Source organism: Sellimonas sp., assembly GCF_047234585.1.
Lineage (GTDB): Bacteria > Bacillota > Clostridia > Lachnospirales > Lachnospiraceae > Sellimonas > Sellimonas caecigallum.
In genome coordinates, this window is record NZ_JBKSWG010000005.1 from 1 (window position 1) to 22,878 (window position 22,878).

Below are 22,878 nucleotides of genomic sequence, written 5' to 3' on the forward strand. Positions count from 1 at the left end.
GAGCACTTGACTTTTAATCAAGTTGTCCGGGGTTCGAATCCCCGATGCTTCATTTCAGACAAGCTGTAAGCTTGTCTGATTTTTTGTCTGACCGAAGAATTCAGGCGGAGCAGCCGCAAGGTTCCTCGGCAATATATAGTAAGCGGATGTGGCGGAACTGGCAGACGCGCCAGACTTAGGATCTGGTGTCTCCGACGTGCAGGTTCGATTCCTGTCATCCGCATTTTTGAACGGAATATGAGAGATAAACATGGCGGAAAAACTTAGGCAAATCAAGGTTTTCCGCCATTTCTCTATCTTTGGATACCTGGACTAATTGTGACTATATTCTTTGCAGTTAAGAAAAGTCCTGATAAACGTAAAAAGAGGAAGAGAATCCTCGTTTTTGGTATTATTACAATAATATCTTTCATAATAATGCTTGCTTTTCCATCTACTCCTGATTTACAGAAGCTGGATGTAAATTGGGAGGAAAATCAATTTGAGATTTCTGATGAGGTATATCTTGATTTAGATTACATGCCAGATAATGCCGAAATAACCTCTCTCGAAATTTCAGATAACGATATCGCATCTGTGGAATATAAAGACGGTAAAGCTTTATTAACATTTAAAAAAGAAGGAACGGCTGAGATATTTTTTATCGCGAATGACTCTGTTGAAAGCAACAAGGAAACAATAACTGTTGTTGACCCGATTGCCGAAGCAAAACGTGAAGAAGCCAAAAAAGAAGCGGAAGAAGCTCGTTTGAAAGCTGAACAGGAAGCTCAGAGAAAAGCCGAAGAAGAAGCGCAGCAACAGGCAGTCCTTCAAGCACAACAAGAAGCACAGGAAAACCAGCAATCATCTCAATCACAAGTTCAATCCGGGGGAACTGTATATTGGGTAACAAACGGCGAGGTGTATCACTCAACTGCTGATTGTCCTACACTTAGCCGTTCAAAAAATATTTATAGTGGTACTATTTCAGAAAGTGGTAAATCGCGTCCATGCAAAGTATGTCATTAATATAGAACCAGATTTGTCCGGTCTTTGGTTCGATGGAGCTGCTGGATTTAACTAGGAGGACATTTCTGAACCTTGTGGCATAACAAGAGACGTGAAAGATCAATTAGTGGGAATTTCGGACTTTTGCACAAAAGACAACTTGCCATATATTACAAGTTGTCAGTAGAAAAATTGTGCAGAAGGTAGAAATTTGCAGGTGGGTAAATTTATTTGTTGTTTCTATATAAGTATCATGTTATTCTTTGGTAGAAAAATGTTTCATGAAAATAGTTTCATGGTATGTGAAACGAGGGTTAGAAAAGGAGAAAATTATGGAACAACAACAAAAGAATGACAAGAGAATTATGTGGTACAGCCTCGCGTTCATGGCATTTGGAGGAGTTTGGGGCTTCGGAAATGTCATCAACGGATTCTCTGAATATGGCGGCCTGAAATCTATTTTTGCATGGATTATTGTCTTTGCGATTTACTTCGTGCCGTATGCACTGATGGTAGGGGAACTGGGCTCAGCGTTTAAAAATGCGAGCGGAGGAGTAAGTTCCTGGATTTCAAAGACAGTAGGACCTAGAATGGCTTATTATGCGGGTTGGACGTACTGGGTCGTACATATGCCGTATATTTCACAGAAACCGAATTCTGCAGTAATTGCTACGAGCTGGGTGCTGTTTCAGGACAGCAGAGCCAGTGAGATGAATACGACGGTCATGCAGATCATCTGTCTGGCGATCTTCCTTTTTGCTTTATTCCTTGCATCAAAAGGGGTTTCTATGCTGAAGAAGATTTCAACACTGGCAGGTACAACGATGTTCATCATGTCCATCCTTTACATCGTCCTGATGGTAGCTGCACCGGCTATTACCAATGCGCCGCTCCTGGATATTGAGTGGTCACTTGATACGTTTATGCCGACCTTTGACGTGAAGTTCTTTACGAGCTTTTCTATCTTGGTATTTGCAGTAGGCGGATGTGAAAAATTCTCCCCTTATGTAAATAAGATGAACAATCCTGCAAAGGATTTCTCAAAAGGAATGATTTCCCTTGCAATCATGGTTTCCGTGTGTGCGATCTTGGGAACCATTTCCATGGGAATGATGTTTGATTCCAACAACATACCGGATGACCTGATGACAAATGGTGCTTACTATGCATTCCAGATGCTTGGCGATTACTACAATGTAGGAAATCTCTTTGTTATCCTGTACGCCATTACTCAGTTTTTGGGACAGTTTTCAGTTATGGTTATTTCTATCGACGCGCCGCTATGTATGCTGCTCGGAAATTCCGACGAGAATTACATCCCGAAATCTCTGTTCAAACAGAATAAATACGGCGCTTACACAAATGGACACAAACTTGTTGCAGTTATCGTAAGCATTCTGATCATTATCCCTGCTTTTGGTATTGAGGATGTGGATGCGCTTGTCAGATGGCTCGTGAAGTTGAATTCCGTATGTATGCCGCTTCGGTATTTGTGGGTGTTTGCCGCGTACATTGCGCTCAAGAAAGCCGGAGACAAGTTTACAGCAGAATACAGATTTGTTAAAAATAAAAAGGTTGGTATCTTCTTTGGAGGATGGTGTTTCCTCTTTACGGCGCTTGCGTGTCTGGGAGGAATCTACTCAGAAGATCCATTCCAGCTTGCACTTAATATTTTAACACCGTTTGTCCTTCTTGGACTTGGTCTTATCATGCCGGCCATCGCACGGAAAAGCAGAAATAAGGCATAGAACAGCTTTAATATAAAAGACAGAGACTTTAGCGTCTCTGTCTTTTGTATTGCATGATTTTTTAAATTGTGTCGTGACGGCGGATATATCCAGGTTTTTCCGGGGATGCGACTACCTCGGAAGTATGCACGATCTTTGCGTATTTATCTATTACAAAGTTTTCAACATGAACATCTTTGTCGATGGATGTACCTGGAAGAAGGATAGAGTTTTTAACTACAGCATCCTTTTTGATGACACATCCGCGTCCGATTACAGAATTTTCCACCGTACCTTCGATAAGACACCCGTTAGAAACGTAGGAGTTCTTTACATTGGCTGTCTCAAAATACTGTGTCGGGCAAGAATCATTTGTTCTTGTATAAATTGGCCAGTCGCTGTTAAAGAGTCCCATAGCTGTTTTCAGATTCAGAAGAGAAAGGTTGGCGTCGAAATAACTCTTAAAGTCAGTGATGGCTGCAAAGTAACCATGGTGTGCAACACCGCGGATATCAAGCTCCTCGCATTCGTAGTTGACGACCTGGGAGAGGGTGTATGTGGAAGAAAGCTTCCGTGCCTTCTTGATCAGATCCAGGAAAAGATCCTTGGACATGATGTATGTATCCATGAAGATGTTGCGGTTTTTTGCGCTTCCCTTATTGTGTTCGATGGAAAGGACCCCTTTTTGTTTATTCAGGTTTAGAATATCACAGTTGAGGAATTCTTCCTTTGCATTGTCAACGCTATGATAAAGCATCGTAATGTCGGCGCCGGACTCAATATGAGTCTGAAGAAGAGTGCTGAAATCGGCTGAGTACACCATATAGCTTGGAGCGATCACTACGTATGGGTATGTAGCTTCCTTGATATAATCAAGGTTTTCCACATATGCGGAAATATCTGTGTTATAGATATTGTTTTCTGCATTCGTCTCAGAGAAAAGAGGAATCAGTTTTCCGCGCTTGGAGTTGATATTGTAGTGACGGCCGGTACCGAGGTGTTCGATCAGAGAGCGCGGTTTCCGGCGGATATACACCTGGATTTGGTCAATTCCGCTGTTGCTCATATTGGAGATAGGGAAATCGATAACCCGGTATCTTCCAAGAAAAGAAAATGCTCCGATCGGACGATACTCGTGGAGTCCGTCTACGGTAATATGATTTCCGGCAAAATTTATAATACCAAATGCTTTGCTCATAATTATTCAGCCCCCTTTACATTTTTGGCAACCAACTCGATATGTTCGCTGTCTGCACTTCCAACGACAGCTCCTTTTCCAATCTTCACATTGTCGGAGACGAGAGCTCGTGTTACAGTAGCGCCTTCTGCGACTTCAGCGCCCGGCATGATGACGCTGTCGATGACTTTAGCGCCTTCCGCGATCTTGGCACCTGTAAATAAAACAGAATTCTTTACTTCGCCTTCGATGATGCATCCCTGTGTGACAAAGGCGCGATTGACCGTTGCCTGAGGTCCTACATAGTGAGCCAAAGCAGTTACGTCTTCTGTGTAGATCTTCCATGTAGGGTCGTTGAGATCAAGTTCATTGTTTTTGTCAAGAAGATCCATATTTGCTTCCCACAGAGAATCAATCGTTCCTACATCTTTCCAGTATCCTTTGAATTTGTAGGCAAAAAGATTTTTACCATCATTCAGAAGCTGTGGAATGATGTCTTTTCCGAAATCGTGGTTGGAATTTTCATCTTTTGCATCGGCGATGAGCATCTTGCGCAGGAGCTTCCAGTTGAAGATATAGATACCCATCGAAGCCAGATTGCTCTTTGGTTCAGCCGGTTTTTCCTCGAATTCCACGATACGTCCGGTTTCGTCTGTGTTCATGATACCAAAACGGCTTGCTTCTTTGATCGGTACTTCGATAACTGCGATCGTAGCATCGGCTTTGCATTCATTGTGATAAGCAAGCATTTTTGCGTAGTTCATTTTGTAAATATGGTCTCCGGAGAGAATAAGGATATATTCCGGAGAAAAAGAATCGACGAAGTCAATATTCTGCGTGATGGCATCAGCAGTCCCGCGGTATACGTCCAGGTTAGCATCCGCTTTTTCACGAGGCGGAAGTACATATACACCACTGTCCTTCGCATCCAGACCCCAGCGGCGTCCGGCGGCAACATAGCTGTTCAGAAGGATGGATTCGTACTGAGTCAGAACACCGACATTGTCAATACCGCTGTTTGCACAGTTGCTCAAAGGAAAATCAATGATGCGGTATTTGCCTCCATATGAAACGGCTGGTTTTGCGACTTTGGTTGTAAGGTCATGAAGACGCGTTCCCCTTCCGCCAGCCAAGATCATTGCCAACATATTGTTTTGTTTCATGATGTGCCCTCCCTTTTCTTTTGCTATGAAAGTATTATACAATTTTGTTGTGATTCTTTCCATATTTTTGTGCAAATAAATGAAAAAAAACAGTTAAAAATAAGTTAAGAATAATAGAATTGACAAAAGCATGGGAAACTGATACATTATCTGTGATTTGAGACATACAATGGAATGAGACAAAAGCCTTGCTGTGCCAGGAAATCTTTTTTGGCACGTACGTGCGGATGTCACACAGAGAAATGGAGAGTGTCGATGGAAGCTTACGTAATCGAACTGTTGGAGAAATTCAGTTATGGGGGAATGCTTTTTCTGATCATGTTGGAAAATGTGTTTCCGCCTATCCCTTCGGAAGTGATTTTAACATTTGGCGGTTTTATGCTTGCCCATACAAAACTCAGCATGCCGGGAATGTTTTTGGCGTCGGTAACCGGTTCTGTGATCGGGGCGGCAGTTCTTTATTTTATAGGAAGCAAGATACCGATTGACAAGCTGGATCATGTACTGGCCAACAAGTGGGTCCGGAAGCTTGGATTCAAAGAAGGGGATATAAAGAAAACGCTTGGCTGGTTTGACCGGCATGAAAATCTGGCTGTGCTGCTGTGCAGGTTTGTGCCTGTAGTTCGGAGCCTGATTTCGATACCAGCGGGTATGGCAAGGATGCCCTTTGTACGTTTTCTCGGATATACAGCCCTTGGAAGTGGAATATGGAATATGATATTCCTGACAGTGGGGAAAAAAGCAGGGGATAATTGGCATGAGATCACGGAAATTTTTGATCGGTATTCCAATATGATCCTTGCCGTGGCAGCAGTGATCCTGGTCATTTATTTCCTGTATAAAAAGAAAAAAACAGAATAAAATTTCATGGAAAATCCGGATTGACATCCTGAATTATTGAGCATACAATGATTGCAGATACAACTATTGTGTGGAGGTGTGGAATGTTAAGAAGGATTTTTTCTTATATGCATCAGTATAAGATATATGCGGTTCTGGCGGTATTCTGTGTCGCTGCGGAATCGATCTTTGAACTGATCGTTCCAGTTATCATGGCAGATCTGATAGATGTGGGTGTGGCAGGTCGGGACAGACAGTACATCTATGCAAAAGGCATACAGATGGGAGTCTGTGCGATTCTTGCCCTGATACTTGGGGTAGGAAGCGCACGCTTCTCTGCCTTGGCAGGACAGGGCCTCGGCGCGGAACTTCGCAAAGCAGAGTATGAAAGGCTGCAGGCATATTCGTTTTCGAATATTGACCATTTTCGGGTGTCTTCTATCGTCACAAGGCTTACGAGTGATGTGACCAATATCCAGAACTCAGTATCTACGGGACTTCGCCCGTTCTGCAGGGGGCCGGTTATGCTTGTTTCTGCCACAGTGGTTGCCTTTACGATGAATGCACGGCTTGCTCTTGTGTTTCTCGTGGCGCTCCCGACGCTTGCTGTTCTTTTGTTCCTGATTGTAAAAAATGTACGTCCGCTCTACAGTAAGATGCAGAATGCCATTGATCTGGTCAACCGGATCATCCAGGAAAATCTCACAGCGATCCGAGTTGTCAAGGCGTATGTGAGAGGCGATTATGAGACGGCCAAATTCGAGGAAGTCAACCTGAATCTAAAATCGCAGTCGGAAAAAGCATTCCGTCTGGCAGCTCTCAATATGCCCGCCATGCAGATCGTCATGTACGGGACGATCCTTGGACTGATCTGGTTTGGCGGCCGCATGATTCAGAACGGGGAGATGCAGGTCGGAGAACTGACTGGTTTTTTGAGTTATGTCATGCAGATATTGAACTCTCTCATGATGATCTCCAATGTCTTTCTGATGATGACAAGATCTATGGCCTCTGGAAGCCGAATTCTGGAGATTATAGATGAAAAGATCGACATCACGGATCAGGATGCGAAAGATTTGGAAGTGAAAAAAGGATCCATAGAGTTTGACCATGTGTCATTCAAATATAAAAAAGACGCAGAGGAGGAAGTACTAACTGACATTACCTTGAACATTCCGGCCGGAAGCACATTTGGAATAGTCGGGCAGACTGGCTCGGCCAAGACAACACTTGTGCAGCTGATTCCTCGCCTATACGATGTGACAAAAGGAGAGATTCGCATTGATGGGATTCCAGTAAAAAACTATCCGCTGGAACATCTGAGAGATGCGATAGCGGTCGTACTGCAAAAAAATACGCTTTTCTCAGGAAGTCTGATCGACAATCTCCGGTGGGGGAAAGAAGACGCTTCGATGGAAGAAATCCGGGAAGCGTGCCGCATCTCCTGTGCAGATGAATTTATAGACAGGCTGTCAGATGGATATGATACGGAAATGGGGCAGGGAGGTGTCAATGTCTCCGGTGGACAAAAGCAGCGTCTGTGTATCGCACGGGCGATACTGAAAGAACCTAAGGTGCTGATTCTGGATGATTCCACAAGCGCCGTAGACACGGCGACAGAGGCCAAGATCCGGGAAATGCTGGCTTCCCGTCTGCCGGATATGACAAAAATCATTATTGCGCAGCGTATCTCATCGGTACGGCACGCGGATCAGATCCTGATTTTAGACGACGGCAAGACCGCGGATATCGGCACCCATGAGGAGCTTTTGCGCAGAAGTCCGATCTATCAGGAAATCTACGAGTCCCAAAAGGAAGGAGCGCAGTTATAATGGCGAGATATATTGGATATAAAAGACCAAAAGATATAGGAAGAACCCTTCGTTATCTCATACGCTATCTGGGAGGACATAAGTGGATGTTCCTTTTTGTGGCTGTGCTTGTCCTGATCAGTACAGGGGCCAACATCATGGGGACATACCTCTTGAAGCCGGTTATCAACCGTTTCATCCTGCCTGGAGATGTAACGGGGCTTCTCAAAGCTGTGACAGGCATGGGATTGTTGTATTTTGTGGGTGCATTTGCAACGTTCGGGTATAATCAACTCATGGTAAAAACAGCTCAGAAAGTGATAAAAGAGATTCGGCAGGACCTTTTCGCTCATGTGCAGAAGCTGCCGCTTAAGTATTTTGATGCCCATACCCACGGGGAACTGATGAGCAGATTTACAAACGATGTAGATACCGTTCAGGAAGCAATGAACAATAGTTTTGCCATGCTGATCCAGAGTTTTCTGATGCTGACAGGAACGATCACGATGATGCTCGTCTTAAGTGTCAGACTTACCCTTATCGTTGTCGTATTCCTTTTGTTGATGGCCGCTTTTATCAAATTCAATGGCTCCCATAGCCGGAAATATTTTCAGCGGCAGCAGGAAGAGATCGGAAAGATCAACGGTTTTGTGGAAGAGATGGCGGCAGGACAGAAGGTAGAAAAAGTGTTTAACCATGAAAAAGTGGATTTTGAAAGATTCTGTGAAATGAATGAGGCCCTTCGAAAGGAATCCACGAACGCCCTGACTTTTGCCGGAATGATGGTTCCGACGATCGTGAGTCTGTCCTATGTCAATTACGCGGTTTCCGCTTGTGTGGGAGGACTCTTTACATTGTCAGGGATGCTGGATATCGGAAGTCTTGCTTCTTACCTTGTGTATGTGAGGCAGAGTGCTATGCCGATGAACCAGTTTACCCAGCAGGTAAATTTCCTTCTGGCGGCTCTGTCCGGAGCAGAACGGATCTTTGACATGATGGATGAAGAACCGGAGATCGACGAGGGGGATATCACACTCTGCAATGTGGAAAACAGAGACGGAAAATGGGTGGAATGTGAACAGAAGACCGGGAATTATGCATGGCGGGAAGTGAAAGACGGACGCGCTGTACTGACACTTCTAAAAGGGGATGTGAGGTTTCACGATGTGGAATTTTCCTACGTACGAGGCAAAAAGATTTTAAATGGAATCTCTCTTTATGCGAAACCGGGGCAGAAGATTGCGTTTGTCGGATCCACTGGTGCTGGAAAAACGACAATCGTGAATCTGGTCAACCGTTTTTATGAGATCGATGCCGGAACGATCACGTACGATGGGATTGATATTCGCAGAATCCGGAAAGACGATCTGAGACGTTCTATGGCCATGGTCATCCAGGATACCCACCTCTTTACAGGAACCATCGCCGAGAATATTCGATACGGAAAGCCGGATGCCACGGAGGAGGATATCCGTGAGGCAGCCAGGGTCGCCAACGCAGATTCCTTTATCCGCAGGCTGCCGCAGGGATACGATACGATGATTTACGGAGATGGAAGCAATCTTTCCCAGGGACAAAGGCAGCTTTTGGCTATTGCGCGGGCGGCTGTCGTCAAACCGCCGGTTCTCGTGCTGGATGAGGCGACAAGTTCCATTGATACAAGGACGGAACGGCTGATCGAGAAAGGAATGGACGCCATCATGGAAGGAAGAACAGTGTTTGTCATCGCGCATCGTCTGTCCACGGTACGCAATTCCAAAGCCATTATGGTACTGGAAAAAGGCGAAGTCATCGAGCGGGGAGACCATGATGAATTGCTGCAACAAAAGGGAAGATATTATCAGCTCTATACAGGGCAGTTTGAACTGGAGTAAGAGAAAGATGGAAAAGAACAAGATCAGAGAGATCATGCTGCGGATCGATATGGAAAGAAGAGAGATCTTAAAACCACAGTTTTTGAAGATCGGGCTTACGATCGGGCAGGGACAGCCGCGGATTTTAAATTATCTTAAAAAATATGGCGCCATGACACAGAGAGAGCTGGCCGATTTGTGCTGCATCGATGTGACAACTATCTCAAGAACACTGGATAAAATGGAAGAGAAGGGGCTTTTGGAAAGAAGAAAAGATCCATCCTGCAGGCGGTCTCATCAGATTGTCCTGACTGAGGAAGGGCTAAGAAGGGCGTCGCAGGTACAGGATATCTTTCAGGATATCGATGAACAGATATGGAAAGGATTTTCAGAAGAAGAGATGGAAACATTGTATGAGGGACTTGTTAAGATGGAAGAAAATCTCAAAAAAGTGTAAAGGAGAACGAGCCATGAAACAGCTTTATACAAGGTGGGGGAGGGACGTGGATCCGGAGCATGTCCTGGAAGAATATCCTCGTCCGCTCATGAAGAGAGAAAAATTTATGAATCTGAATGGCTGGTGGGATTACCGGATCACGAGAAGTCGTTCCATGGAACGTCCAGGTGTATATGACGGAAAGATACTCGTGCCGTTTTCCCCGGAAAGTGCGCTGTCTGGTGTGAAGCGCCAGGTAAAGCCAGGAGAGACACTCTGGTACAGAAGGAGTTTTCAGCATCCAGCAGCCAGCGGACGAGATCGCATCCTCCTCCATTTCGGCGCTGTCGATCAGATGTGTATCGTGTATGTCAACCAGAAAAGGGCTGGCAGCCACAAAGGAGGCTATCTGCCGTTTGATCTGGATATCACACGCTTTTTGAAAGAAGGAGAAAATGAGCTGTGTGTACAGGTTCGGGATGTCTCAGACACTTCCTATCATGCCAGAGGAAAGCAGAAACTGAAGCGGGGCGGGATGTTCTACACAGCCCAGAGTGGTATCTGGCAGACGGTCTGGATGGAAACAGTCCCGGAAGATTATATTCGGGAACTTCGATGCAGGCCGGATTACGATAAAAAAGAAGTAGAGATAACCGTCTTATCGGATGCAAAGATGGATGTCGCAGTTGATCTGGAAGGAAAACTCTTTGCTGGAATGACGAATATTCCCATCCGTATTCCGCTTGAGAGAATGGAAAGCTGGACACCGGAACATCCGTATCTCTATCTCTATACAGTAGTGGCAGGAAAAGATCGGGTGGAAAGCTATTTTGCCATGCGATGTTTTACAGTGGAAAAAGACAGACGGGGGATCCCGCGTCTGTGTCTGAACCACAGACCATATTTCCAGAAAGGGATCCTGGATCAAGGCTACTGGCCGGATGGCCTTTACACGGCGCCTTCCGATGAAGCCATGATCTTTGATATCACGGCAATGAAAGAAGAAGGGTACTGTATGATCCGCAAACATTGTAAGATCGAACCGCAGAGATGGTATTATCACTGCGACCGTCTTGGCATGATCGTATGGCAGGATATGGTAAATGGAGGGAGTGCGTATCATCACTGGTTTGTGACGTATGCAGCCACAGTGTTTGGACTTCTCCATATCCGTGTCACAGACCGGATGAAGATGTGGCTGTCGAGGAAAAGCCCGGAAGGAAGAAAGGAATTCGAAAAGGAGATCAAAAGTACCATAAAAGTGCTGTATAACCATCCATCGATTGCTGTGTGGACTCTTTTTAACGAAGGATGGGGCCAGTTCGATACGGCACGGTTGGAACAAAAAATGAGGGCGCTGGATCCTACGAGACTGATCGATGCGGCCAGCGGATGGTTTGATCAGGGAACCGGAGATTTCCAGAGTACTCACAATTATTTTTTCCGTCTTGGTGTAAAACCGGAAAAAGAAAGGGCATGCATTCTTTCAGAATTCGGGGGATTTTCCATGAGAGTAAAAGGTCACTGCAGCACGATGCAGATGTATGGCTATCGGATCTTTGCTGACAAAAAGAAGTTTCGACGGGCGTACAGAAACATCTGGCAGGAAGTGGCGGAACTTGAGAAGGACGGTCTTTGTGCAGCTGTCTATACGCAGCTGAGTGATGTGGAGGACGAAGTAAACGGCATCCTTACCTATGACCGCGAAGTACGAAAGACAAGATTACAGAAAAGAAAGGAACAAATAAGATGAAAGTGATAAATTTTGGCTCGCTGAATCTGGACTATGTCTATCATGTGGCACATATTGTGGCGCCAGGGGAGACGCAGGATACCGCAGACCGGACGATCTTCTGTGGGGGGAAAGGCCTGAACCAGTCCATCGCCCTGGCCAAGGCGGGGGTGGAGGTATACCATGCAGGGATGGTCGGGGAAGGAGGAGAAGCCCTGATCTCCATGTGCGAGAAAGAAAAAGTCGGAATTCACTACATCTGGAAGATACCAGGACCGTGTGGTCACAAGATTATCCAGGTAGATGAAAATGGGCAGAACAGCATTCTCCTATACGGGGGAGCAAACCAGAAGTTTACAAAGAACTATGTGGATGAAGTGCTGGCCGATTTCAGCGAAAACGATGTCGTATTGGTACAAAATGAGATCAATCTGGTGGATTATATTATAGAAGCAGCGTCAAAGAAAAGGATGAAGATCATTTTCAATTTATCTCCTTACAATCAAAATCTGGAGAAATGCGATCTGGCAAAAGTTTCTCTTTTTCTGCTCAATGAAGTGGAAGCGGAACAGATGACAGGGAGAAGCGATGTTGAGGGGATGCTTCAGGAGCTGAAATATCGTTTTCCGGCTGCAGAAGTCGTGCTCACACTTGGAGAAGAAGGCTGCATTTATCAGGATGCCTCCCGGACGTTCCACCAGGAGAGCTTCCACGTCCCTGTCAAAGATACGACAGCTGCGGGAGATACGTTCACAGGTTATTTTATCGCAGCGAAAGTATTTGGGCTGGATGTGAGAGAAGGACTCATCATCGCATCCAAGGCGGCAGCCATAGCGGTCATGAGGGAAGGAGCAGCTTCGTCCATTCCCGAAAAAGCGGAAGTGCTGGATATGGAATTGTAAGAATAAAAAACCAGGGGACCGGATAACGGATTCCCTGGTTTTTGGGTATAAAGTGCGATTTCATTACAAGCCGGTATCGTACACATTCGAAATATCCGGAATGTCCAGATCGATCTTCCGGCTGCGGAAGTAATATTCCCGGTCGTGTTCGCCGATCTCTCTCATGACATGGCATGGATTTCCGACAGCTACCACGTTGGAAGGGATATCTTTTGTGACAATGCTTCCGGCGCCGATGACGGTGTTGTCTCCGATGGTCACTCCAGGGAGGATCACACTTCCTGCGCCGATCCATACATTTTTTCCGATGTGCACGTCGATATTGTACTGCATTTCCAGGTAGCGCAGTGTAGGCTGGATCGGATGTCCGGCTGTAGCGATTGTCACATTTGGGCCGATCATCGTCTTATCTCCCACATAGATATGTCCGTCATCGACGAGGGTAAGATTGAAATTTGCGTACACATTGTTGCCAAAATGGACATGATGGCCGCCGAAATTTGCGTGGAGAGGCGGCTCGATATAGCATCCTTCCCCAATCTCGGCAAACATATCTTTCAGAAGCGTCTGCCGCAGTTCCAGATCGTGGGGACGTGTCTGATTGAAGTCATAGAGCTTTTCCAGACAGTCAAATTGCTTTTTTAAAATCTCTGGATCGTAGGGAATGTAAAGTCTCCCTTCGGCCATTCTTTTTGCCGCATCGGCAGAATCCATCTCGTATTTCATATTTTGTCATCCTTTCTGAATAGCAGTTATATTGTAAAGACTATCATAATATAACCGGAATGAAGAAGCAAGATGAAGGGAGCGAAAATGGTCGGGCGGTTTCTTTTTTTTAACACATTTTATGCACAGAATATACACATTTTGCTGGTAATGTAGTCCGTAGACTTGAGCAGGGGGATCCCTGCGAAAAGATATATGAGAAAGACTGTATGGGAGGGACAAAAACATTGATCGAAGTAAAAAATCTGGTTAAAAAGTATGGAAATCATACAGCGGTTGACCATCTGAGTTTTCAGATCGAAAAAGGCCATATTTATGGACTGCTGGGGCCTAATGGCGCTGGAAAATCTACTACAATGAATATTATGACGGGGTATCTCGGCGCAACGGAAGGCGAAGTTCGGATCAACGGACACGATATTTTGAAAGAGCCGGAAGAGGCAAAAAAGGCAGTTGGCTATCTGCCGGAGATACCTCCTCTTTATGTGGATATGACGGTAAAAGAGTACCTGATGTTTGCGGCGGAACTTAAGAAAGTAAAGAAGCAGGACAGAAAAGATGAAGTCAATAAAGTCATGAAACTTGTGCGGATCTACGATGTAAAAGACCGTCTCATTAAAAACCTTTCCAAAGGGTATAAACAGAGAGTGGGGCTTGCGCAGGCAGTACTTGGTTTCCCGGAGACGATCATCCTGGATGAGCCGACAGTAGGGCTGGATCCGAAACAGATCATTGAGATCCGGGAACTGATCCGGGAACTTGCAAAAGAGCATACGGTCATCCTAAGTTCTCATATATTGGCGGAAGTGAGGGAAGTATGCGATCACATTATGATCATATCCAAGGGAAAACTTGTGGCAAGCGATACACCGGAAAATCTGGAAAAACAGATGGCCGGACGTGAAGCTTTGGAGATTGAGACGAGACTTTTGCCAGAACGGACAGAGGAGATTTTGTCCAAAGTGGCGGGAATCACGAATGTGACCTATCCAAAGTCAGAGCCAGGCATCACGAGAGCCCTCATAGAAGCCGAGCCGGGTCTGGATGTGAGAGAAGAGATTTTCCGCGCATTTGCAAGGGAGGACAGTGCGCTTCTTACAATGTATCAGCAGAAGAAGACGCTGGAAGATATCTTCCTTGAACTGACACAGGAAGGGGGGACAGCATATGCTGGCAATTTATAAAAGAGAATTTAAATCCTATTTTTACTCTATGACTGGAAGTATTTTTATCGCGTTTTTAGCTGTCATCACAGGGATATATTTTATGGCATACAATCTGCACAGCGGATATCCGTATTTTTCCTATTCATTGAGCGGAGTCATGTTTGTGCTTCTGATCGCCGTCCCGGTGCTCACAATGCGGAGTTTTTCTGAAGAACGAAAAAATAAGACGGATCAGCTCCTTTTGACTTCCCCGGTCAGCGTAGGGAAGGTGGTGGCAGGAAAATATCTTGCCATGGTCACAATATTTCTCATCCCATGCATTATTTTCTGTGCGTACCCGCTGATCATCAAAACACAGGGAAAAGCATATTTTCTTGCGGATTATACGGCCATTTTTGTCTTTTTCCTCATGGGGTGCGTTTACATCGCCATTGGAAGTTTTCTCTCAGCGCTGACGGAAAGCCAGATCATTGCAGCCATCAGCACATTTGGCGTCCTGATGATCCTTTATCTTTGGGAGGGGCTAATGAGCTTTCTGCCGTCCAATGCCATCGGAGGAATGGCTGGAATCTGGATCATTATGACACTTTGTGTCATGTTTGTTTATCATATGACAAGAAATATCGTGCTGAGCAGCGGTATCGAGGCAGCCGGCAGTATTGTGCTCCTTGTCATTTATTTCGTAAAATCTTCAGTGTACGAGGGGATTTTGGAAAAAATACTGGGAAACTTTGCTCTCACAAACGTGTTTACCAACGTTTCCGATAATAATCTGCTGGATGTAAAAGGAATTGTCTTTTATCTGACTTTGATCGGGGTATTCTTGTTCCTGACTGTACAGACCATTCAGAAAAGAAGATTTAGTTAGGAGGGACAGGACATGTTGAAATGGAAAAAGAAGACACCACAGGAAGAGAAGGAAAAGGTAAGCGTAAAAGACAGGTTTCAAAGCGTCCAGAGCAGAAAGGGTACATACAGTGTCGCTATGGCTGCGGTCGTCATCGTCATTGCGGTTGTCATAAACCTGATCGCAGGTCAGCTTCCGGATAAGGTAACGCAGATTGATGTGAGTGATAAAAATATTTACGGGATTTCCTCAAAAAGTAAAAAGATACTAAAGAATCTGGAACAGGATATTGTATTTACTGTCTATGCAGACCGATCGGATACAGACGAAAGGATCAAGACGTTTCTCGACAAATATACAGCTTTGACAGACAAGATCACAGTAGAATGGGTGGATCCAATCGCACATCCTCAGCAAATGCAGGAGAACGATGCGCAGAGTGACTCTATCGTCGTTTCCTGTGAGGAGACAAATAAAAGTGTCTCTGTACCGTTTACCGATATCATCGTGTCGGATTACAGTTCCTACTATACGACCGGCTCCATCTCAGAATCTGAGTTCGATGCAGACGGACAGCTCACAAGTGCTGTAAACCAGGTAACAAGCGATGTGAAGAAGAAGATCTACCGGACATCAGGACACGGAGAGATGACGCTTTCCACTTCCATCGAAGAAGAACTTGGAAAATCCAATATAACGACAGAAGAGCTGAATCTTCTGATGACGAAGGAAATGCCTTCAGACTGTGATATGCTGTTGATCAATGCACCGTCGAGCGATATCTCAGAGCAGGAAAAGACAATGCTTCTGGATTACATGGGAAATGGAGGCAAAGTCATCTATATCATGGGCGATCCCATGGCAGACACTCCGAATCTGGATGCCTTTATGGAACAGTACGGAATGAAAAAGATAAGCGGATATATCGCTGATATGCAGCGCAGCTATCAGGGAAATTACTACTATATCTTCCCTCAGGTTTCCGCTTCCGGCACACTGGCACAAGGATTGGAAAGCGACATGGTGCTGATGATCAATTCCGGCGGTTTTGTGAAGATGAGCGATCAGAGGGATACCCTTACGGTAGAGAATTTCCTCACGACATCAGAGCAGGCATATGCGGTAACAGAAGAAGAACAGACACAAGGCGAATATGTCCTTGGAGCTGTCGCATCCGAAAATGACGCGAAACTGACAGTTCTTGCATCGGAAAGCATGGTTGATGCTCAGGTTACGGATTATTTTTCCAACTTGGATAACTCCACACTCTTCCTGAACATGGTTATGAATAACTTCGACGATGTGGAAAATGTGTCCATCAAAGCGAAGAGTCTGGCAGTCCAGTTCAACACTGTACAGCATGCTGGAGCGATCAGCAGCTTCCTGATCTTTGGGGTACCGGGCATCGTTCTTGTATGTGGATTTGCCGTATGGATGAAGAGAAGAAAGGCGTAGGTGGAAGCAATGAAACAGAAGAAAGGTCTGATCATTCTTATTTTGATCCTGTTGGCGCTTACAGTTGTCTATTTCGGTATGAGAAGCATGAACGCCAGAAAACAGGAAAAGCAGGAAGAAAAAGAAAAAGCAGAAATCATTCAAGTCATAAAAGTGAAAAATCTGAAAGAAATCGCATACTCTGCGGATGACGGAAGCAGCATGGCATTCGTAAAAGAAGACGGAACATGGTATCTGAAAGACGACAAAGAGACTGTGCTTCGGCAGACAGCCATTCAGTCTATCGCAGATCAGGTGTCAGATATACAGGCGGAAAGAGAGATCAAGGATCCGGACAGCATCGAAAGCTATGGACTGGATACGCCGCTCTATACGATTACTGTTACCGACGAAGACGGGACAGCACAGAATATCTACATAGGAGATGGCGCAGGCTCCGATTACTATATGACAACAGGGGACAAAGAAAAGGTATATACTGTTTCTTACTCTCTTATAAATGCGCTGGAGTTTGACAAAGACACGCTTGTTGATACGTCTGAAGAGACAGAAGCTGAAGAGTAAAACAAACAAAACCCCACAGGAAACGATCAAGATTTCCTGTGGGGTTTTGTCGATCATACTATTGTTTTATGATCAGTACTTGACAATGTATAGTAGTAGGTATAGTATAATATTAAAAGGAGGAAAGGTATGAATCCACAATTTAAAAAAGGGGTGTTGGAGATGATCGTGCTGGAATCAGTCCGGAACAGGGATATGTACGGGTATGAACTGGTCACAGAAGTATCGAAAGTCATCGACGTAAATGAAGGTACGATCTATCCGCTTTTGAAACGGCTTACGAATGAACATTATTTCGAGACATATCTGAGAGAATCTTCGGAGGGGCCGCCAAGAAAGTATTATCATCTGACCGCGGCAGGGATTTTATATCGGGATCGTCTGGTGGCAGAGTGGGAAGAATTTCAGAAGCGGGTAAATCTTTTTTTGAAGGAGCGGAACGTATGAATAAAAGGGAGTTTTTGGATGAATTAAAGAGTCATCTCCGGGTCCTTGAGACAAAGGAGCAGCAGGATATTCTGGATGAATATGCACAGCACATTGATCTTAAGATCAAAAGCGGCCAGAGTGAGGAAGAAGCCATCAGTGACTTTGGAAATATTGAGGAACTGGCATCTGACATTCTGGAAGCTTATCATGTGAATCCGGAATTTGGCACACAAGGGCAGGAGAAGAAAGAAAAGAATCTGGTTGGATCCGCAGCATCACTGTTTGGAAAAGCTGGAAACCATGTAAAGATGATCGGGAAAAGCCAGAGAGAACAATGGGAAAACTTAAAAGAAAGACGCAGAAAAGCGAAAGAGGATGCAGATGCGCAAGAGACAAAAAGAAGAGGTTTTAAAATGCTCAGGGAGAGATTTCAGATAATACATAAGAAATTTTCCCATGCCAAAAACGAGCATCGCATGCTGTCGCGAATAGGAGAATGGATGTGTAATATATGTATTCTCTGCTGGAACAGTATCCTGTTTCTGTCGGCATTGATGTTTGGAGTATCTGCACTTTTTTTCCTGTTTGCTTTTGGATGTCTTTTTGTCCTTGTATTCGGCGGATATCCGGTAATCGGAGCTTCCCTCTTAAGTCTTGGTTTTTTTGCTGCCTTTGCATCTATGGCTGTTTTGTTTGGCAGCTGCTTCCGAAGATTCAGGAAAAGGAGGATACAGGCTCGGTCAGCAGCTGATTTCCCGGGAGAACCGGAAGAAAGAATGGAGGAATAGGACGTGAGAAAATATAGGAAGCATGCGCTGATTGTTTTGCTCATCGGAGCTTTGACAGCAGGAATCGGAGGGGGAATCGCAGCGATAGAGTTTTTCTCCCTTGACTATGGCGGCCGGAAAATTGTAGGCATGGTAGAAGAAAAGGTAACAGAGGGGAACTTCCCAGTGGATCCGTCGAAAGAGGCGGTTTACATCAATACATTCAGCGTTCCGAAAAGCCAGCATACGGAGGTCATATACGACGAACATGTGTCGGAAAATACGGTAAACTACAGGATTTCTTACAACGCACAACAGATCGGCCAGCCTTATTTTGAGGAAAATATAGAACGGCAAGATGGATGCCAGTACTTTCAGCTCTGTATGGAATGGAAAGATACAAATGAAGTTGCCAACCTGTTTGACGCCAGAGATATGATCTTAAGCGATCTGAAAAAAGGAAAGATTGGATCTTACGAGATACAGTATATCGAAAAAATCGAATTCCGGATCAATCCGAAGAACAAGGAGCAGCTGGTTGTCTGGAATTGACAGAGAAAAGGATGTGTAAAGACGCGCACATCCTTTTTAAATGCGGAAAAACTTTGTTAAAAATTATGCGCCAATGTAAAATCCATGTAAAAATTGTTAATTTTACGTATAGTCTATTGCAAAAAATGAAAGTTTCAGGTACAAATGTAAGTGCAGTGTTAAAAATAAATAAGAAATATGTAAAATTTTTGGCGCGGAAAAAGTCCGCAGGAGGAAGAGAAAATGAAAATCACAGACATTCTGAGTCTTTTGGGGGGACTTGCGCTGTTTCTTTACGGAATGCAGATGATGAGTTCTGGCCTGGAAGCGGCAGCAGGAAACAAGATGAAGAAAATTTTGGAGAGACTTACGGCCAACCGGTTCCTCGGAGTGCTGGTAGGGGCAGGAATTACCGCAGTCATTCAGTCATCGTCCGCCACCACCGTCATGGTAGTGGGGTTTGTAAATTCCGGTATGATGACGCTTCGCCAGGCAGTGTGGATCATCATGGGGGCAAATATTGGTACGACGATCACAGGTCAGCTGATCGCGCTTGATGTGGGAGCACTGGCTCCGGCTTTTGCGTTCCTCGGGGTGGCCATGGTTGTGTTCGTAAAAAACAAGAAGGCACACCATTACGGATTGATCGTGGCAGGGCTTGGAATCCTGTTCCTTGGTATGGAGATGATGAGTGGGGCAATGATGCCGCTTCGCGATTCGGAAGCGTTTGTATCTCTGATGACGAAGTTCTCCAACCCGCTTCTTGGAATTTTGGCTGGTGCAGTCTTTACGGCTATCATTCAGTCATCTTCTGCATCCGTTGGGATTCTGCAGGCACTGGCGACAAGCGGGCTTGTAACGCTTCCGAATGCGGTATATGTACTGTTTGGACAAAATATTGGTACATGTATCACAGCTGTCCTGGCGGCTATCGGAACAAGCAGAAATGCAAAAAGAACGACGATCATCCACCTGTCATTCAATATTATCGGAACAACGATCTTTACGATCGTGTGTATGCTCACTCCGCTTACCAGCCTCATCGAAGGATTTACACCAAACAATGTGGCTCAGCAGATCGCCAATATGCATACACTGTTTAACGTCGTTACAACGATCCTTCTGATTCCGTTTGGAACATATCTGGCTTCCTTTGCAGAAAGGGTTCTTCCGGATAAAGAAGAAGATATGTCCGGAGAAATGCATCTGGAATTTATCCGTCCGATTGAGATGAAAGGGGAGCACCACATTGGTACATCCGCTATCGCCATCAATGGAATCAAACAGGAAATCCAGAGAATGATCGGAATGACAAAGGAAAATGTGGATCTGAGCTTTGCAGCCGTTGCAGAAGGCAAAGGGGAGCTGCTGTCAGAAGTGGAAGAGAAGGAAGAGTACATCGACTATCTCAATAAAGAAATATGTAAATACATATCTAAAAATATTGTCAAAGAGACAAACCAGAAAGATGCCAAGTATATGAGCGCACTTTTTAAAGTGTGTGGAAACCTGGAACGTATCGGGGATCACGCCATGAACATCTGCGAGTACACGAAGATGATGGATGAGAAGGGGATCTCGTTATCGAAACCGGAGCTGGAAGAAGTGGCATCTATGAAGACCATCTGTCTGGAGGCGCTGGAAATCCTCGAGCAGATTAAAAAAGGAAGCAAAGAAGATTTCCGCAAAGTAGAAGCGGTGGAAAAGAAGATCGATGATATGACAAAAATATATCGTCAGAATCAGATCGACCGGATGGAAGCAGGACAATCTTCTGATGAGGCAAGTATCCTCTACTCAGAGATGCTCACAGACTTTGAACGTATCGGGGACCACATCCTGAATATTGGGCAGGAGATGGGACTTGGAAAAGTCGGAGCGTAAAGAAAGTAATATTTGAAATTGAAAAAGGATCGGCTGCCGGTAAGACCGGGGAGTCGATCCTTTTTGCAGAAAATGCTATTTTTTGAAATCAGATATCCGAGATTAGGCAACTTATGCATTACTTTACCAGTTCCCATTCTCCAATCCATTTGTTATTTGTATAATCATATTTTCTTCTGTACAATTTTCCGTTTTCATGTTTATATCTCCAATGTATACCACTCTTTTTTATACATGCTTGCTCTATTCCGACTTCAATTTGGGCATAATGTGCTTGTGCTGGCATTGCAGCAGATAATATCAAAAAATTTAAACTTCCTATACAAATAATTCTTTTTAATATGCTTTTTGTACTCATTAATTCTCTCCCTCATAAACAGGTACATATTCTAATGCATCAGGTATGTTTTCGAAGGTGGTAGGCGGTTGACCTTCGACATACAACGTGTACCCATCTGGCACTTTTATAAAATAAGCATTTTCTGGTGTGATTTCAAAGGAGCCCTGCACATCTTCTGGAGGTATGGGATTTATTCCTTCCGGGACGATAAAAAGTGATATGAGCATAATTGTAAGCAGAAAGACAATATGTGTACGGAAGAGCACTTTCTTATTTTTTTCATGCGGCCTTTTCAGCAGCATGTTAATCCGCAGTTCTATCTGTGTCTTGTCCGCAAGTGCCAGATCATATTTCTTTGTACACGATGAGAGCTTTGCGGCACGAAGCAGAGACTTGGCATACTCTAATCGTTTTCGCTCATTCATTTCCTGGGAAACTACAAAGTCATTGGAAAGTTCAAACGCCAAATTCAGCTTTTTCCTCATAAAATATGCAAACGGATTCCACCAATGAACCGTAACTAAAATATCTACCAGAAATTTCAGCAACAAGTCGTAATTCCGGTAATGAGATATTTCGTGCTGTATGACATATTCTATGTCTGAAAGCCTGCAGTCCGGTAAAATCATGATCGGCTGAATCAATCCGAAAATGGCCGCTGTGTACTGATTCGGTATGATCGCTACATGAAAATTGGTCATTTTTACGTTTTCTAAGCAAGCCTGGTAATGCGGCGTAAGTGCTTCTTTCTCAACTACATACTGCATTAAATATTTTCTCGTTGTTTTTCTGAGATAAAAATAGCGGATTAGTAAAATTGCCGCGCCGCATGTCCAGATCAAGGCAAAAAGAAAGGAGACTGTCATCTCCAAATGAAAAAGAACGACCGGGTAATTTGCGATATCTACGAGTATTGGAAGTATTTCTGTGTCGTAAATGGAGTAGGTAAATGGAAAGTTTATCGGAAACAGCATTCTGCACATGATGACAACCATAATTCCAAACAGCAGTTTCACACTTCGAAGGAATATTGTATTTGACTTATACAATATAAAATACAGGTATCCTGTTAATACTGCGATCGTAAGAAAACAGATCAGAACCGGTCCCAGCGAAATAATCATTTTCTAATCCTCCAGTTCCTTTTTCCTTTTTTCGATAATGGACTCTAATTGGGATAAGAGTTCCTTATCATTCATCTCATTAATATAGAAAGAAAAAATATCTTGTCTTTTTAATGTATTTCGGATTCCCTCCTCGATTTCATCCGGATACTCTTTCCGGTCGACGATGGGGATATAGCTTCGTGTCAGTACCGTCCCACTGTATACAATATCTGCTACTTTGATATATTGCTTTTTGATCAAGCTTCGCAATGCAGCCTGAACTGTGTTAATGTTCAGATCTTCCCGTGCGTGGACAATCTCCGATGCAATCATCGGTTTCCCTGCATCCCATAAAATTTTCATAACGTCAGCTTGTCTTTTCGTTAAGTTTAACATTAATCATCACTCCTTATCTAGTATATTATAATATATAAT

General features: G+C 44.4%; 22 protein-coding genes and 1 tRNA gene. 17 read left to right on the forward strand and 6 right to left on the reverse strand.

Annotated features, from left to right (window positions below):
- The first annotated feature begins 142 nt into the window (after positions 1-142).
- The 3 genes from ACLROL_RS02885 (at position 143) to ACLROL_RS02895 (ending at position 2,735) form a co-directional block, all read left to right on the forward strand.
- Positions 143-223: transfer RNA gene (locus tag ACLROL_RS02885), tRNA-Leu, on the forward strand.
- Positions 224-318: 95 nt separating this feature from the next.
- Complete coding sequence (locus ACLROL_RS02890) at positions 319-1,008, forward strand: hypothetical protein (RefSeq protein WP_413067294.1); 690 nt, start codon at positions 319-321, stop codon at positions 1,006-1,008.
- A 311-nt stretch (positions 1,009-1,319) separates the two neighbouring features.
- On the forward strand, positions 1,320-2,735 hold the full coding sequence (locus ACLROL_RS02895) for an APC family permease (RefSeq protein WP_087201653.1): 1,416 nt from the start codon (positions 1,320-1,322) through the stop codon (positions 2,733-2,735).
- A 61-nt stretch (positions 2,736-2,796) separates the two neighbouring features.
- Here ACLROL_RS02895 and glgD read toward each other — a convergent pair whose 3' ends face one another.
- On the reverse strand, positions 2,797-3,912 hold the full coding sequence (gene glgD, locus ACLROL_RS02900) for a glucose-1-phosphate adenylyltransferase subunit GlgD (protein ID WP_413067295.1): 1,116 nt from the start codon (positions 3,910-3,912) through the stop codon (positions 2,797-2,799).
- 2 nt (positions 3,913-3,914) lie between these two features.
- Positions 3,915-5,054, reverse strand: coding sequence for a glucose-1-phosphate adenylyltransferase (locus ACLROL_RS02905; RefSeq protein WP_087201657.1), 1,140 nt, complete (start codon positions 5,052-5,054; stop codon positions 3,915-3,917).
- 255 nt (positions 5,055-5,309) lie between these two features.
- Between ACLROL_RS02905 and ACLROL_RS02910 the strand changes: the two genes are divergently transcribed.
- The 6 genes from ACLROL_RS02910 (at position 5,310) to ACLROL_RS02935 (ending at position 12,628) form a co-directional block, all read left to right on the forward strand.
- On the forward strand, positions 5,310-5,915 hold the full coding sequence (locus ACLROL_RS02910) for a DedA family protein (RefSeq protein ID WP_221919446.1): 606 nt from the start codon (positions 5,310-5,312) through the stop codon (positions 5,913-5,915).
- An 83-nt stretch (positions 5,916-5,998) separates the two neighbouring features.
- Positions 5,999-7,726: an ABC transporter ATP-binding protein gene (locus ACLROL_RS02915; protein ID WP_413067296.1), complete on the forward strand. Its 1,728-nt coding sequence runs from the start codon at positions 5,999-6,001 to the stop codon at positions 7,724-7,726.
- Positions 7,726-9,579, forward strand: coding sequence for an ABC transporter ATP-binding protein (locus ACLROL_RS02920; protein ID WP_221919444.1), 1,854 nt, complete (start codon positions 7,726-7,728; stop codon positions 9,577-9,579). The genes ACLROL_RS02915 and ACLROL_RS02920 overlap by 1 nt, the downstream gene beginning before the upstream one ends.
- A gap of 7 nt (positions 9,580-9,586) precedes the next feature.
- A complete protein-coding gene (locus ACLROL_RS02925) occupies positions 9,587-10,015 on the forward strand; it encodes a MarR family winged helix-turn-helix transcriptional regulator (RefSeq protein WP_087201665.1) in 429 nt (142 codons plus the stop codon).
- Between the two features lie 13 nt (positions 10,016-10,028).
- Entirely contained in the window at positions 10,029-11,747 is a 1,719-nt protein-coding gene (locus tag ACLROL_RS02930; RefSeq protein WP_221919442.1) for a glycoside hydrolase family 2 protein, read from the forward strand.
- Positions 11,744-12,628 (forward strand): ribokinase, encoded by an 885-nt coding sequence (locus ACLROL_RS02935; protein WP_221919441.1) that lies wholly within the window; start codon positions 11,744-11,746, stop codon positions 12,626-12,628. Before ACLROL_RS02930 ends, ACLROL_RS02935 begins: the two co-directional genes overlap by 4 nt.
- 63 nt (positions 12,629-12,691) lie before the next feature.
- Here ACLROL_RS02935 and ACLROL_RS02940 read toward each other — a convergent pair whose 3' ends face one another.
- Positions 12,692-13,354 carry a sugar O-acetyltransferase gene (locus ACLROL_RS02940; RefSeq protein ID WP_246599099.1) on the reverse strand — a complete coding sequence of 221 codons (663 nt, stop codon included), beginning with the start codon at positions 13,352-13,354 and terminating at the stop codon, positions 12,692-12,694.
- Between the two features lie 209 nt (positions 13,355-13,563).
- Between ACLROL_RS02940 and ACLROL_RS02945 the strand changes: the two genes are divergently transcribed.
- From ACLROL_RS02945 to ACLROL_RS02980, 8 genes are all read left to right on the forward strand, one after another.
- Positions 13,564-14,538 (forward strand): ABC transporter ATP-binding protein, encoded by a 975-nt coding sequence (locus ACLROL_RS02945; protein ID WP_287449366.1) that lies wholly within the window; start codon positions 13,564-13,566, stop codon positions 14,536-14,538.
- Positions 14,522-15,388 carry an ABC transporter permease gene (locus ACLROL_RS02950; protein WP_087201673.1) on the forward strand — a complete coding sequence of 289 codons (867 nt, stop codon included), beginning with the start codon at positions 14,522-14,524 and terminating at the stop codon, positions 15,386-15,388. The genes ACLROL_RS02945 and ACLROL_RS02950 overlap by 17 nt, the downstream gene beginning before the upstream one ends.
- A 12-nt stretch (positions 15,389-15,400) precedes the next feature.
- A complete protein-coding gene (locus ACLROL_RS02955) occupies positions 15,401-16,822 on the forward strand; it encodes a Gldg family protein (RefSeq protein WP_413067297.1) in 1,422 nt (473 codons plus the stop codon).
- 9 nt (positions 16,823-16,831) lie between these two features.
- A complete protein-coding gene (locus tag ACLROL_RS02960; protein ID WP_413067298.1) occupies positions 16,832-17,386 on the forward strand; it encodes a DUF4340 domain-containing protein in 555 nt (184 codons plus the stop codon).
- Between the two features lie 129 nt (positions 17,387-17,515).
- The gene (locus ACLROL_RS02965; protein ID WP_087201679.1) at positions 17,516-17,833 is read left to right on the forward strand and encodes a PadR family transcriptional regulator; all 318 of its coding nucleotides are present in this window, start codon (positions 17,516-17,518) and stop codon (positions 17,831-17,833) included.
- Positions 17,830-18,603: a DUF1700 domain-containing protein gene (locus tag ACLROL_RS02970; RefSeq protein WP_087209692.1), complete on the forward strand. Its 774-nt coding sequence runs from the start codon at positions 17,830-17,832 to the stop codon at positions 18,601-18,603. Before ACLROL_RS02965 ends, ACLROL_RS02970 begins: the two co-directional genes overlap by 4 nt.
- Before the next feature lie 3 nt (positions 18,604-18,606).
- Entirely contained in the window at positions 18,607-19,134 is a 528-nt protein-coding gene (locus ACLROL_RS02975) for a hypothetical protein (protein WP_087209690.1), read from the forward strand.
- A gap of 222 nt (positions 19,135-19,356) precedes the next feature.
- Positions 19,357-20,997, forward strand: a complete 1,641-nt coding sequence (locus tag ACLROL_RS02980) for a Na/Pi cotransporter family protein (RefSeq protein WP_413067299.1) — start codon at positions 19,357-19,359, stop codon at positions 20,995-20,997.
- A 118-nt stretch (positions 20,998-21,115) separates the two neighbouring features.
- Here the strand turns inward: ACLROL_RS02980 and ACLROL_RS02985 are convergent, their stop codons facing one another.
- The 3 genes from ACLROL_RS02985 to ACLROL_RS02995 are packed head-to-tail and all read right to left on the reverse strand — an operon-like array spanning position 21,116 to position 22,839.
- On the reverse strand, positions 21,116-21,355 hold the full coding sequence (locus tag ACLROL_RS02985) for a hypothetical protein (RefSeq protein ID WP_087201687.1): 240 nt from the start codon (positions 21,353-21,355) through the stop codon (positions 21,116-21,118).
- On the reverse strand, positions 21,355-22,461 hold the full coding sequence (locus ACLROL_RS02990) for a M56 family metallopeptidase (protein WP_413067300.1): 1,107 nt from the start codon (positions 22,459-22,461) through the stop codon (positions 21,355-21,357). Before ACLROL_RS02990 ends, ACLROL_RS02985 begins: the two co-directional genes overlap by 1 nt.
- A 3-nt stretch (positions 22,462-22,464) precedes the next feature.
- Positions 22,465-22,839, reverse strand: a complete 375-nt coding sequence (locus ACLROL_RS02995; protein ID WP_087201690.1) for a BlaI/MecI/CopY family transcriptional regulator — start codon at positions 22,837-22,839, stop codon at positions 22,465-22,467.
- Positions 22,840-22,878: the final 39 nt, after the last annotated feature.